At 72.3% G+C, this 13,203-nt stretch carries 13 protein-coding genes and 1 pseudogene; 11 read left to right on the top strand and 3 right to left on the bottom strand.

Features of this window, described 5'->3' with window-relative positions:
* Nucleotides 1–2 precede the first annotated feature (2 nt).
* From GAS53_RS18075 to GAS53_RS18055, 5 genes are all read left to right on the top strand, one after another.
* Nucleotides 3–1,997, top strand: coding sequence for an LpqB family beta-propeller domain-containing protein (locus GAS53_RS18075; protein WP_151478641.1), 1,995 nt, complete (start codon nt 3–5; stop codon nt 1,995–1,997).
* Nucleotides 1,994–2,929: a S66 peptidase family protein gene (locus GAS53_RS18070; protein ID WP_151478640.1), complete on the top strand. Its 936-nt coding sequence runs from the start codon at nt 1,994–1,996 to the stop codon at nt 2,927–2,929. Before GAS53_RS18075 ends, GAS53_RS18070 begins: the two co-directional genes overlap by 4 nt.
* A 144-nt stretch (nt 2,930–3,073) precedes the next feature.
* Nucleotides 3,074–3,346 carry a LapA family protein gene (locus GAS53_RS18065; protein WP_151478639.1) on the top strand — a complete coding sequence of 91 codons (273 nt, stop codon included), beginning with the start codon at nt 3,074–3,076 and terminating at the stop codon, nt 3,344–3,346.
* Between the two features lie 21 nt (nt 3,347–3,367).
* Nucleotides 3,368–3,913, top strand: a complete 546-nt coding sequence (locus GAS53_RS18060) for a GNAT family N-acetyltransferase (protein WP_151478638.1) — start codon at nt 3,368–3,370, stop codon at nt 3,911–3,913.
* 5 nt (nt 3,914–3,918) lie between these two features.
* Entirely contained in the window at nt 3,919–4,818 is a 900-nt protein-coding gene (locus tag GAS53_RS18055; protein ID WP_151478678.1) for an arginase family protein, read from the top strand.
* 107 nt (nt 4,819–4,925) lie between these two features.
* Here the strand turns inward: GAS53_RS18055 and GAS53_RS18050 are convergent, their stop codons facing one another.
* The gene (locus tag GAS53_RS18050) at nt 4,926–5,279 is read right to left on the bottom strand and encodes a VOC family protein (RefSeq protein ID WP_151478637.1); all 354 of its coding nucleotides are present in this window, start codon (nt 5,277–5,279) and stop codon (nt 4,926–4,928) included.
* Nucleotides 5,280–5,351: 72 nt separating this feature from the next.
* Nucleotides 5,352–5,498 (bottom strand): annotated as a pseudogene (locus GAS53_RS18045) (hemerythrin domain-containing protein); the annotation flags it as partial.
* Between the two features lie 49 nt (nt 5,499–5,547).
* Between GAS53_RS18045 and GAS53_RS18040 the strand changes: the two are divergent.
* Nucleotides 5,548–6,075, top strand: coding sequence for a phage holin family protein (locus tag GAS53_RS18040; protein ID WP_151478636.1), 528 nt, complete (start codon nt 5,548–5,550; stop codon nt 6,073–6,075).
* 3 nt (nt 6,076–6,078) lie between these two features.
* Nucleotides 6,079–7,095, top strand: a complete 1,017-nt coding sequence (locus tag GAS53_RS18035) for an SDR family oxidoreductase (protein ID WP_151478635.1) — start codon at nt 6,079–6,081, stop codon at nt 7,093–7,095.
* An 89-nt stretch (nt 7,096–7,184) separates the two neighbouring features.
* Here the strand turns inward: GAS53_RS18035 and GAS53_RS18030 are convergent, their stop codons facing one another.
* The gene (locus GAS53_RS18030) at nt 7,185–8,150 is read right to left on the bottom strand and encodes an LLM class F420-dependent oxidoreductase (protein WP_151478634.1); all 966 of its coding nucleotides are present in this window, start codon (nt 8,148–8,150) and stop codon (nt 7,185–7,187) included.
* A gap of 154 nt (nt 8,151–8,304) precedes the next feature.
* On the opposite strand from GAS53_RS18030, the gene GAS53_RS18025 reads away from it, so the two are divergent.
* From GAS53_RS18025 to GAS53_RS18010, 4 genes are all read left to right on the top strand, one after another.
* Nucleotides 8,305–9,930: an NAD(P)/FAD-dependent oxidoreductase gene (locus GAS53_RS18025; protein WP_225858967.1), complete on the top strand. Its 1,626-nt coding sequence runs from the start codon at nt 8,305–8,307 to the stop codon at nt 9,928–9,930.
* Complete coding sequence (locus tag GAS53_RS18020; RefSeq protein WP_151478633.1) at nt 9,927–11,774, top strand: transketolase; 1,848 nt, start codon at nt 9,927–9,929, stop codon at nt 11,772–11,774. The genes GAS53_RS18025 and GAS53_RS18020 overlap by 4 nt, the downstream gene beginning before the upstream one ends.
* A 45-nt stretch (nt 11,775–11,819) precedes the next feature.
* A complete protein-coding gene (gene ligD, locus GAS53_RS18015; RefSeq protein WP_151478632.1) occupies nt 11,820–12,740 on the top strand; it encodes a non-homologous end-joining DNA ligase in 921 nt (306 codons plus the stop codon).
* Between the two features lie 61 nt (nt 12,741–12,801).
* A complete protein-coding gene (locus tag GAS53_RS18010) occupies nt 12,802–13,152 on the top strand; it encodes a gas vesicle protein GvpO (RefSeq protein WP_151478631.1) in 351 nt (116 codons plus the stop codon).
* The last annotated feature ends 51 nt before the right edge of the window (nt 13,153–13,203 follow it).

The following is a 13,203-nucleotide window of genomic DNA, read 5'->3' as shown; positions in this document are numbered from 1 at the left end:
ATATGGGGGACATCGTGCAGACCCTGGCCTACGGTTCCTGGCCCTCGCCCATCGACGCGTCGCTCGCCGCCGCGCACGACGGACACCCCGATTACGTCGGCTTCGTCGGCGCCGAGGTCTGGTGGACCGAGCCCCGGCCCACCGAGGGCGGCCGCCGCACACTGGTGCGCCGGCGCGCCGACAGGACCGAGGAGTCGGTGCTGCCCGCCCCTTGGAACGTCCGCAGCCGCGTCATCGAGTACGGCGGACAGCCCTGGACCGGGGCGGTCGGTGCGGACGGCCCGCTGGTCGTCTTCGTCAACTTCGCCGACCAGCGGCTGTACGCGTACGAGCCCGCCGTCCCGGACAGCGAACCGCGGCCCCTCACGCCCGTGTCGCTGGTGGGCGGCGGACTGCGGTGGGTGGATCCGCAGTTGCACCTGGAGCTCGGCGAAGTCTGGTGCGTACTGGAGGAGTTCACCGGCGACGGGCCGACCGACGTCCGACGGGTCGTCGCCGCGGTCCCGTTGAACGGCTCGGCCGAGCAGGACCGGGACGCCGTCCGCGAACTCACCGACGCGCAGCACCGGTTCGTCACCGGGCCGCGGGTCTCGCCCGACGGGCTGCGCGCGGCCTGGCTCGCCTGGGACCACCCGCGGATGCCGTGGGACGGCACCGAGCTGATGGTCGCCGACGTGGCCCCCGACGGAACGCTGCGGCAGGCCCGGCCGGTCGCGGGCGGCCTCGACGAGTCGATCGCCCAGGTCGACTGGGCCTCGGACGGGTCCCTCCTGTACGCCGGCGACCGCACCGGCTGGTGGAACCTCTACCGTGCCTCCGACAGCGGGCCGGCCGAGCCCCTCTGCCCGCGCGAGGAGGAGTTCGGCGGGCCGCTGTGGACGATCGGCCGACGCTGGTTCGCGCCACTGGAGAGCGGGCTGATCGCCGTCGTGCACGGCCGGGGCGCCACCGCGCTCGGCATCCTCGACCCCGAGACCGGCGAGGTCGTCGACGCGGCCGGACCGTGGACCGAGTACTCGCCCACGCTCGCGGTCGACGGCAGCCGCGTCGCCGCCATCGCCGCCAGCCCGCGCAGCGCCTACGAGGTCGTCGAACTGGACGCCCGTACCGGCCGGGCCCGTGTCATCGGCGCCGCGCACGACGACCCGGTGGACCCCGCCTACTACCCGGAACCGCAGATCCGTACGTTCACCGGGCCCGTCGGGCGCGAGATCCACGCGCACATCTACCCGCCGCACCACCCCGGCCATGTCGCCCCCGGCGACGAACTCCCGCCGTACGTCGTCTGGGCGCACGGCGGCCCCACGAGCCGCGCCCCGCTCGTCCTCGACCTGCAGATCGCCTACTTCACCTCGCGCGGTATCGGTGTCGCCGAGGTCAACTACGGCGGATCCACCGGGCACGGCCGCGAGTACCGCAACCGGCTGCGCGAGCAGTGGGGTGTCGTGGACGTCGAGGACTGCGCGGCCGTGGCGCTCGCCCTCGCCGAGGAGGGCACCGCCGACCGCGACCGGCTCGCCGTCCGCGGCGGCAGCGCGGGCGGCTGGACCAGTGCCGCCTCGCTGGTGAGCACCGATGTGTACGCCTGCGGGACGATCCTCTACCCCATCCTCGACCTGGCGGGCTGGGGCACCGGCGAGACCCACGACTTCGAGTCCCAGTACCTGGAAAGCCTCGTCGGACCGCTCGCCGAGGTCCCCGGCCGGTACGCCGAGCGCTCGCCCACCGAGCACGCCGACCGCGTCACCGCGCCCTTCCTGCTCCTTCAGGGCCTCGACGACGTCATCTGCCCGCCCGCACAGTGCGAGCGCTTCCTCGCCAGGATGGAAGAGCGCGCGCGGCCGGTGCCGCACGCTTACATCGCCTTCGAGGGCGAGGGCCACGGCTTCCGGCGCGCCGACACGATGGTGCGGGTCCTGGAATCCGAACTCTCCCTGTACGCCCAGGTCTTCGGCCTGAATCCGCCCGGCATCCCCACCCTGGAGCTCGCCAAGTGAAGGAACTCGTAAGACCCCGGCGGCTGGCTCCCGGCGCCCGTGTCGCCGTCGTCGCGCCCAGCGGGCCCGTGCCCGAGGAGCGCCTCCAGGCGGGCCTCGACACCCTGCGCGGCTGGGACCTGGACCCGGTCGTGGGGCCCCATGTCCTGGACCGGCACGGAGAGTTCGACTACCTGGCGGGCACGGACGCCGACCGGGCCGCCGACCTCCAGTCCGCCTGGTGCGATCCCACCGTGGACGCGGTGCTGTGCGCCCGCGGCGGGTACGGCGTACAGCGCATGGTCGAACTGCTCGACTGGGATGCGATGCGGGCGGCGGGCCCCAAGGTGTTCCTGGGCTTCAGCGACATCACAGCCCTGCACGAGGCGTTCGCGACACGGCTGGGCCTTGTGACGCTGCACGGGCCGATGGCCGCGGGCGTCGACTTCATCAAGAACGCGCGGGCCCAGGAACATCTCCGGGCGACCCTCTTCGAACCGGAGTCCGTACGGACCATCGCGTCGGGCGGACGCGCGCTGGTCCCGGGCCGGGCCCGGGGAGTCCTCCTCGGCGGCTGCCTGTGCCTGCTCGCCGCCGAACTCGGCACACCGCACGCCAGGACCTCGGCGCGCGGCGGGCTCCTCTGCCTGGAGGACGTGGGCGAGGAGACGTACCGCCTGGACCGCTACCTCACCCAACTCCTGCGCGCGGGCTGGCTCGACGGGATCGCCGGGGTCCTGCTCGGCTCCTGGGAGCGGTGCGACACGTACGACCGGGTGCGGGCGCTCGTCCTCGACCGGCTCGGCGGACTCGGGGTGCCGATCGTCGAGGAGTTCGGCTTCGGGCACTGCGAAGGGGCGCTGACGATTCCGTTCGGGGTGCGGGCGGAGCTGGACGCGGGGGCGGGGACGGGGACGGGGACGTTGACGCTGGACGCGCCGGCGCTGGCGTGACACCCGGGACGACTGTGATGTCTGTGATGTCTGTGGGAACCCTGAGGCCGTGAGGCGCCCGTGGGTCACTCCGGCGGCCCCATGCCTCACCCGGAGGAACCGCTCACCGCGCGTGACCCCCGCTCCTGAGCCCATCCTGATCGCATGAGCCCGAAGACCTCGCGGAGCGGCAGTGGCGGCGGCAGGACCGGCGTCAGGAGCGGCGGCCGGACCGGCGTCAGGGATCTGATGACCCCCGGCCGGGTCGCCGTCGTCGCGCTGGCCGTTCTCGCTCTGATCTTCATCTTCGAGAACACCCGGACCACCGAGATCCGCCTGCTGATTCCCGAGGTCACCATGCCCCTGTGGATGGCGCTGCTCGGCACGGCGGTGATCGGGGCGCTGTGCGGGGCGTATTTCATGAAGCGGCGAGGATGACGGGCCGCGTACGGTGACGGGATGCATGGCACCACCGAGTACCTCGCAGAAGGCCCGCGCGTGGGCATACGCCACTACACCCACGAGGACGGCGCCGAGTTCACCGCCCGGGTGCGCGAGAGCAAGCAACTGCACCAGCCCTGGCTCTTCCCGCCGACCAGCACCGCCGCCTACTCCTCGTACGCGGGGCGGCTGATCGAGGATCCGACGAAGGCCGGGTTCCTGGTGTGCGAGAAGGACGGCGGGGGGATCGCCGGGTTCATCAACGTCAACAACATCGTCGAGGGTGCCTTTCTGTGCGGGGCGCTGGGTTACGGGGCGTTCGCGCACGCGGCCGGGCGCGGGCTCATGAGCGAGGGGCTCGATCTGGTCGTCCGGTACGCGTTCGGCAGGCTCGGTCTGCACCGGCTGGAGATCAATGTGCAGCCGGGAAACGCCGCCTCGATCGCGCTGGCCCGGCGTTGCGGCTTCCGGCTCGAGGGCTTCTCGCCGGAGTTCCTCTACATCGACGGGGCCTGGCGGGACCACGAACGCTGGGCCATCACCGCCGATATGATTCGAACATGAGTCCCATGCGGAATCTTGTCGTCCTGGACGCCCCGTCGAACCTGGGTCTTCGCCCGCCGGCCCCGGGCACCGTGCCGGGCTGCTACAAGCTCGCCGGCGCCCTTCGTGAGCAGCGGATCGTGCGGAGGCTGCACGCTCTGGAGGGCGGCGTGGTCGTACCGCCGCGCTACGACCGCGGTGACTGGCAGGAGGGCGACGGTGTCTTCAACGCCGCCGCGATCGCCGCGTACACCCGCAAGCTCGCCCACCGCATCGAGGGCCATGTCCGGGCCGGGGAGCTGCCCGTCGTCCTGGGCGGCGATTGCTCCATCCAGCTCGGCGCCTCGCTCGCGCTGCGCCGCATCGGGCGGTACGGGCTCGCGGCGGTGGACGCCTCGCCGGATTTCCGGCACCCCGGCAACTCCGACCGGATCGGCGCGGCCGGTGGGGAAGAGGTGGCCCTGGCGACCGGGCGCGGGCAGGAGGACCTGACGGACATGGAGGGGCTGAAGCCCTATCTGCGCGACGAGGACGTACGGTTCTTCGGGATCCGTGACTACTTCGAGGACGAGCGGGCCGAGCTTGCCGCGTTGAAGATCCCCACGGTCACGGTCGGTGATGTGCGTGAGTGGGGTCCGGCGGACCTGGCCCAGGTCACCGCCCAGACCTTCGAAGTGCCGGATCTGGACGGCTTCTGGGTGCATCTCGACGCCGACGTGCTCGACCCGTCCGTGATGCCGGCCGTCGACAGCCCCGACCCCGACGGGCTGCTGCCCGACGAACTGATCGCGCTGCTGCGGCCGTTGGTGCGCTCCCCGAGCTGCGTCGGCTTCAACGTCACCATCTACGACCCCGACCTGGACCCGGACGGCACGGCGGGTGCCCTCCTCGCCGACATCGTCGTGGCGGCCTTCGCGAAAGCCTGACCCGGTCGCTGCCGCTGTTGCTGGGTGGTTGGGCACACCCGTGCGGCGGAGCCGCATGTGTCGCGGCCCCGCGCCCCTGAAGGGGCAGCCCCACCCGACCTGCGGAGCTACTCCGTCGCGCGGCGGTCCACGTACTCGTACACGTAGCCGTCCGGGTGCATCGCGATCAGGTTGCGGCCGACGGGGGTGGTGACCGGGCCCGCGAGGACGTGGGCGCCCGAGTCGGTCAGTACTTGGTGGGCTTCGTCGACGTCCTTCACTGCGATGGTCGCCGAGACCTTGCGCAGCACCTCCAGTTCCGACTGCGGTCCGCTCATCAGCAGGAAGCAGCCGACCGCGGCGACGGACACGCCGCCGCGTTCGAAGCGGAGCGCCGGTCCGCCCGCCAGCTTCTCGTAGAAGGGGACCGCAGTCTCCAGGTCGTCGACGCAGATGCGCAGCGTGGCTCCCAGAATGTCCATGCGGACGAGCCTAGTTGGGGTCGGCCGAGGACGAGATCGTTTGGACGAGATCGTTTCGCATTCGGCGTGCGGTCAGCCCAAGGCCTTGCGTACGGCGTCACGGGTGCGGTCGATGACGGCCGCGACGGGTCCCACGGCGATGTTCTTGAGCGCCGTGTCGGTGCCCGGGTGGGGCCGTGTCGGTGCGATGGCTTCGGCGGCCTTCACCGCGGTGGCCAGCCCGCCGCGGTCGGCGTTACGTGCCAACGGGCGCGGGTACCCGGCCGCCATGGACCGCATCGATCACCTGGAACATCTGGACAAGCACCTGGTCGACGAGCTGGCGCAGGTGGCCCGCGAGGCCGTACGCGACGAACTGCGGGAGCAGACCCGCAAGCAGCGCCGTACGGCCGCGCTGTACGCCGCGTCCGGCGCCGTCGCCCTGTACGCGGGCGCGGCCCTCGCGCTCACCCTCGGTCTCGCCCTGGCGCTCGGCCTGCCCGACTGGGCCGCCGCGCTGATCACCGCCGCCGTCCTCGGCGTACTGGCCTACGCGCTGCGCAACGCGGCGAAGCCGTCGGCGTCCCGGCCCACGCCGGAGCGGATCGCCGAGGCGCAGGGAGAGCGTGCCGTCGGCGGCACGATGCCCGGGGCGCCGCCCGGCGGGCTCGCCGGGACCGCCACCTATCCGCCGGTGCCGCCCGTCGCGCCCGGCGGCGTGGGCGGAGCGACCGGGGCGCCCGGAGCGGGCGCGCCCCCGGTGCCCGGCACCGGCGGGCCGACGGATCCCGAAGCACCGCACCACCGGGCCCGGTGAGCCGTGTCGCGCCGCAGGGCCGTCGTGGTGACCGGGGCAAGCGGCGGCGTCGGCCGGGCCACGGCCCGGGCCTTCGCCGCCCGTGGCGACCGGGTCGCCCTGCTCGCCCGGGGCCGCGACGGACTGGCCGCGGCGGCGGACGAGGTGCAGCGCGCCGGTGGTGAGGCGCTCGTCGTCTCCGTGGACGTCGCCGATGCGAAGGCCGTCGAGGACGCCGCCCAGCAGGTCGTCGACGCGTTCGGACGGATCGACGTCTGGGTCAACAACGCATTCGCCGGGGTCTTCGCGCCGTTCACCGAGATCACGCCCGACGAGTTCCGCCGGGTCACCGAAGTGACGTACCTGGGCTATGTGTTCGGCACGAGGGCGGCGCTGCGGCACATGCAGCCGCGTAACCGGGGTGCGATCGTGCAGGTCGGCTCGGCGCTCGCGTACCGGGGGATTCCGCTGCAGTCCGCGTACTGCGGCGCCAAGCACGCGATCCAGGGCTTCAACGAGTCGCTGCGCTGCGAGTTGTTGCACGAGGGGTCCAGGGTGCGTACGACCATGGTGCAGCTGCCTGCCGTCAACACCCCGCAGTTCGACTGGGTGTTGAGCCGGATGGCGGGCCGTGCCCGGCCCGTCGCGCCCATCTACCAGCCGGAGCTCGCCGCCCGCGCGATCGTGCACGCGGCCGGGCACCCCCGGCGTCGCGAGTACTGGGTCGGCGGCTCGACCACGGCCACGATGCTGGCCAATGCCGTCGCGCCCGGTCTGCTGGACCGCTATCTCGCCCGCACGGCGTTCGACGCCCAGCGCGCCGAGGGCGACCATCACCTCCACGGCAACCTGTGGTCGCCGGCTGACGGACCCCACGGCCGTGACTTCGGCGCGCACGGGCGCTTCGACGACGAGGCACTGTCGGACAGCCGGCAGGAGTGGGTGTCGCGGAATCGGGGGCGGGTCGGAAGGGGGCTGGCTGTGGGCGGGGCCGTGGGCGGCGCGCTCGCGCTGGCCGCGCGGCGGAAACGCACCCACTGAGTCCCACTGAGTCCAGTCCGCGGCGGAAGCGCATCCGCTGAGTCTCCGTCTCCTGAGTCTCCGTGTCCGCAGTCTCCGTGTCCGCTGAGTCAGCGGACCCCCTCCTGAAGCTGCGGAAGCACCTTCGTGCGGTAGAAATCGAAGAAGCCGCGCTGGTCGGGGCCGATCTGGTTGACGTAGACATGGTCGAAGCCCGCCTCGGCGAAGGCGGCCAGTGCGGCGACGTGCTCGTCGACGGCGTCCCCGCACACCGTGTTCCGGCCGACCATCTCCTCCGTGATCAGCGGCTCCAGCTGCTCGAAGTGCTTCGGTGAGGGGAGGACCTGGCCCATCTCACCCGGCAGCAGCTGGTTGGACCACAGGCGGCGGACCGTGGACACGGCCTCGTCGCGGTCCGGGCCGTAGCAGACCTTCGTACCGCCGCTGACCGGCTTGGCGCCCCCGCCGCCCTTGCGGAACTGCTCCACCATCGACTCGTCCGGCATCATCGTGATGTAGCCGTCGCCGACACGGGCCGCCAGCGCCGTGGCCGCCGGTCCGAAACCCGAGATGTCGATCGGTACGGGCTCCTCGGGGACCGTGTAGAGGCGGGCGTTCTCCACCGTGTAGTGGGCGCCGGCGTGGTTGACCTCCTCGCCGGTGAAGAGGTGGCGCATCACCTGGATGGCCTCCTCCAGCATTTCCAGGCGGACGTGGGCGGGCGGCCAGGCATCGCCGAGGATGTGTTCGTTCAGGGCCTCGCCGGTGCCGACACCGAGCCGGAAGCGGCCGTTGGTCATCACCGCGCTGGTCGCCGCGGCCTGCGCCACCACCGCCGGGTGGATCCGTACGGTCGGGCAGGTCACCGCGGTGGCGATCGGCAGGGACACGGCGTTCGACAGGGCGCCGATCACCGACCAGACGAAGGGGCTCTGGCCCTGTGCGTCGTTCCACGGGTGGTAGTGGTCCGAGATCCACAGCGACTGGAATCCGGCCTGCTCGGCCATCCGGGCCTGCTCGACGAGGTCCGCCGGGCCGAACTCCTCGGTGGACAGGAAATAGCCGTACTCGGGCATGCCGATACCTCCGTGACGGGCCTGGTCGGGACCGTTCTGCGGGTATCCCCGGCGCCCGGCGCGAAACGCCGTCGAGCGGGGACGGCGACGTTTGGGCACCCTGGGCAGGGGGACGCGGAAAGCCCCGTACGAGCGACCCCGCCGGAGGCGAACCATGAGCCGACCCCGCGTCGTGATCGTCGGCGCAGGATTCGCCGGGTACCGGACGGCACGCACGCTGTCCCGGCTGGCCCGGAACAAGGCCGACATCGTCCTGCTGAACCCGACGGACTACTTTCTGTATCTGCCCCTGCTGCCTCAGGTAGCCGCCGGTGTCCTGGAACCACGCCGCGTCACCGTCTCGCTGGCAGGCACCCTGCCGCGCGTACGGCTGGTGCTCGGCGAGGCGGACGGGATCGACCTCGAAGCGCAGACCGTGCACTACAGCGACCCCGAGGGCGGTGGCGGCACCATGTCGTACGACCGTCTCGTGCTCGCCGCCGGCAGTGTCAACAAGCTGTTGCCCATCCCCGGAGTGGCCGAGCACGCACACGGCTTCCGGGGGCTGCCCGAGGCGCTGTACCTGCGCGACCACGTGACGCGGCAGGTGGAGCTCGCCGCGGCCGCCGACGACCCCGGAACCTGCTCCGCACGCTGCACCTTCGTGGTCGTCGGCGCGGGCTACACCGGCACCGAAGTGGCCGCGCACGGGCAGTTGTTCACTGACGCGCTGGTCCGCAAGCAGCCGCTTCGCGTGGGCATGCGCCCCCGTTGGCTGCTGCTCGACATCGCGCCGCGGGTGCTGCCCGAGCTGGACGAGCGCCTCGCGCGCACCGCCGATCACGTGCTGCGGCAGCGTGGCGTCGAGGTGCGCACCGAGACCTCCGTGAAGGAGGCAACTCCGGACGGAGTGCTGCTCAGCGACGGGGAGTTCATCGACACCCGGACTCTGGTCTGGTGCGTCGGCGTGCGGCCCGATCCGCTGGCCGAGTCGCTCGGGCTGCCCCTGGAACGCGGTCGGCTGCTCGTCGAGCCGAACCTCCAGGTGCCGGGCCGCCCTGACGTGTTCGCCTGCGGGGACGCGGCCGCCGTGCCCGACCTGGAGAGGCCCGGCCAGTACACGCCGATGACCGCCCAGCACGCCTGGCGGCAGGGGAAGACCGCGGGGCACAACGTCGCCGCCTCGCTCGGTATCGGCGACCCCCGCGTCTACCGGCACCGCGACATGGGCTTCGTCGTCGACCTCGGCGGGGTGAAGGCGGCCGCCAATCCGCTCGGCGTCCATCTGTCCGGGCCGCTCGCCGGAGCCGTCACCCGCGGTTACCACCTGGCCGCGATGCCCGGCAACCGCGTCCGGGTCGCCGCCGACTGGTTCCTGGACGCCGTACTCCCGCGCCAGGGCGTGCAGTTGGGCCTCGTCCGCTCCTGGTCGGTACCGCTGGACACGGCTTCACCGGAGCTGGCCCGGGTGGCGGGCGGACACGAGAGGCGAGGGGCTTCCGGCGGGGCCGGGGGTTCCTCGGATTCCGGCTCGGGCGGGCCCGGCGAGTCCGGCGGGCCCGGGGCACCCGGGGCGCGTGAAACAGCCGGAGCGCCCGCCGCGCCCAAGGGTTCTCCCGTACGCGACCCGGGCAACCGTCCGGCACCCACGTCTCACGACTCCGCGGTCCCGGACCCCGGCCGCCCGGCGGCCGTGGACCCCGACGACCCGGCGTCTAGCGCTCCCGGCAGCCCGCCGGCCTCCGCCCCCGACAAGCCGGCCGCCCCCGGCCCCGACAGCACCGTGGAAGGAGAGACATGAATACCCGTCAACTCACGGAGTTGGGGCAGCAGTTGCGCGTGGACAGTGTCCGCGCTGCCGCCGCCGCGGGCTCCGGACACCCCACCTCCTCCATGTCCGCCGCCGATCTCATGGCCGTTCTGCTCGCCCGGCATCTCCGTTATGACTTCGCCCGGCCCGCTCATCCGGGCAACGACCGCTTCGTACTGTCGAAGGGGCATGCCTCGCCGCTGCTGTACGCGGCCTACAAGGCGGCCGGGGCGATCAACGACACCGAGCTGATGACGTTCCGCAAGTTCGGCAGCAGGCTCGAGGGGCATCCGACGCCGCGCCGGCTGCCGTGGGTGGAGACGGCCACCGGATCGCTCGGGCAGGGGCTGCCCGTCGGTGTGGGCATCGCACTGTCGGGCAAGCGGCTCGACCGGGTCGGCTACCGGGTGTGGGTGCTGTGCGGGGACAGCGAGCTGGCCGAGGGCTCCGTGTGGGAGGCGGCCGAGCACGCCGGATACGAGCACCTGGACAACCTCACCGCGATCGTGGACGTCAACCGCCTCGGCCAGCGCGGCCCGACCCGGCACGGCCACGACCTCGACGCGTACACCCGCCGTTTCAAGGCCTTCGGCTGGCACACCGTCGAGGTCGACGGACATGACGTGGACGCCGTCGACCGTGCGTACGGTGAGGCGGTCTCCACCGTCGGGCAGCCGACCGCGATCCTCGCCCGCACCCTGAAGGGCAAGGGCGTCGAGTCCGTTCAGGACCGCGAGGGCCTGCACGGCAAGCCGCTGCCCGAGCCCGCCGAGGCGGTCGCGGAACTCGGCGGGGCGCGCGACATCCGCGTCGAGGTCCAGCAGCCGCCCGCCGCACGGATGCTGCACGCCGTACGTGCCGGACACCTGGACCTGCCGCGTTACGAGACCGGCGACAAGGTCGCCACCCGCAACGCCTACGGGCAGGCGCTCGCCGCGCTCGGCACCGCCCGCGGAGACGTCGTCGCCCTCGACGGCGAGGTGAGCGACTCGACGCGCGCCGAGTTCTTCGCGAAGGAGCACCCCGACCGGTTCTTCGAGTGCTACATCGCCGAGCAGCAGCTCGTCGCGGCCGCCGTCGGCCTCGCGACCCGTGGCTGGGTGCCGTACGTCTCGACCTTCGCCGCGTTCCTCACACGCGCCCACGACTTCGTCCGCATGGCGTCCGTCAGCGGGGCCGGCATCAACCTCGTCGGCTCGCACGCGGGCGTCGCGATCGGCCAGGACGGGCCCTCCCAGATGGGCCTGGAGGACCTGGCGATGTTCCGGGCGGTGCACGGTTCGACCGTGCTGTACCCGTGCGACGCCAACCAGACCGCCAAGCTCGTCGCCACGATGGCGGGCTGCGAGGGCATCCGCTATCTGCGCACCTCACGCGGCGAAACCCCGGTCGTGTACGGCCCGAACGAGGAGTTCCCGGTCGGCGGCAGCAAGGTGCTGCGGGTCTCCCCGGACGACCGGCTGACGGTCGTCGCCGCCGGAGTGACCGTGCACGAGGCACTGAAAGCAGCGGACACGCTGGCCGCCGACGGCATTTCCGTGCAGGTCATCGACCTGTACTCCGTCAAGCCCGTCGACCGCGGCACCCTGCGCGACGCCGCCGAGCACACCGGCTGCCTGCTCACCGTGGAGGACCACCACGAGGAGGGCGGCCTCGGCGACGCCGTCCTGGACGCCTTCCTCGACGGCCGCCCCACGCCCCGCCTGGTCCGCCTCGGGGTGCGCACCATGCCCGGCTCGGGCACGCCCGCCGAGCAGCTGCACGCCGCCGGCATCGACGCCGAGTCGATCGCGGCCTCGGCGAAGCTGCTGGTGGAGCACGCGGTCGTGCGGTGACGGCGAGCGGCCTACGGAAGGAATGACCACAGGGAAGGACTGACCATGCGGACCGTACGTGCGGGACGGCGGACCGTCGAGGTGCATCGGCCCGACAAGGTGCTGTTCCCCGGCGACGGGCGGGCGAAGGAGTACACGAAGGCGGACCTGGTCGAGTACTACCGGGCCGTCGCCTCCTTCATGCTGCCGCACCTGCGCGGGCGGCCGCTGATGCTGGAGCGGCACCCGGACGGGCTCGGCGGACCCAAGTTCATGCAGAAGAACATCCAGGACCACGACCCCGACTGGATTCAGCGGGCCGAGGTGCCCAAGGAGGGCGGCACGGTCGTCCACCCGCTGTGCGAGGACACCGCGACGCTCGTCTACCTCGCCGACCAGGCCAGTCTGACGTTGCATCGGTGGCTGGCCCGGATCTCGTCGGCCGGCGGCGTCGAGCGGCCCGACCGGTTGGTGTTCGACCTCGATCCCTCCGCCGACGACTTCGAGCCGGTGCGTGAGGCGGCCCGGCTGCTCGGCGAGCTCCTCGACGAACTCCGGCTGCCGTCCGCCCTGATGACCACCGGCTCCCGCGGACTGCACATCGTCGTACCGCTGAACGGCCACCACGACTTCGACGAGGTACGCGAGTTCGCCAATGACGTCGCCGACACGCTCACCGACGCGCACCCCGACCGGCTCACCACGGCCGCCCGCAAGAAGAACCGCGGGGACCGGCTCTACCTGGACGTCCAGCGCAACGCGTACGCCCAGACCGCGGTCGCCCCCTTCACGGTCCGCGCCAGGCCCGGCGCCCCGGTCGCCACGCCCATCGCCTGGGACCAGCTCGACGACCCCGGGCTCGGCCCTCGCCGCTGGACCATCGCCGACGCCGTCGAGCAGGCCGAAACCGATCCCTGGTCCGGGCTGCTGCGACGCGGGCGGGCGCTGGGGCCCGCCCGGCGCCGGCTGAACGCGTTGCGCGGCTGACGCACATACTCCCGGAGGTTTGGCCAAAAGCCCTGGGGCCACTCGGAGTTCGAGGGGGCCTATGACTGATTCAGCAAACACACCCGAGCCGAAAACACGCAAGTCATCGACACAGCGGCGGACGGGCGCGGGGGACAACAAGCCAAGCTCCGTGGAACTACTGAGCCGGGCGCGCGTCCAGCTCACCGAACTCATCGGAATGTCGGCCGAGTCCGTGACGTCCTTCGAACAGACCGAGGACGGCTGGACGTTGGAGATCGAGGTCCTGGAACTGGCCAGGGTCCCCGACACGATGAGCCTGCTCGCGAGCTACGAGGTGAGCCTCGACCCGCAGGGCGAACTCACAGGTTACCGGCGCATCCGCCGCTATGAGCGTGGGCGGACCGACCCACACAGGCCGGGCGGCCCGTAGGTCGCCCGCCCGCGCAGACACCCACACCCGCAACAGACAAGTGACAGACAA

It is taken from the genome of Streptomyces albicerus (assembly GCF_008905045.1).
Classification (GTDB): Bacteria; Actinomycetota; Actinomycetes; order Streptomycetales; family Streptomycetaceae; genus Streptomyces; species Streptomyces albicerus.
Note: the sequence above shows the minus strand (reverse complement) of the source record. Positions and strands in the feature narration are given on the sequence as shown.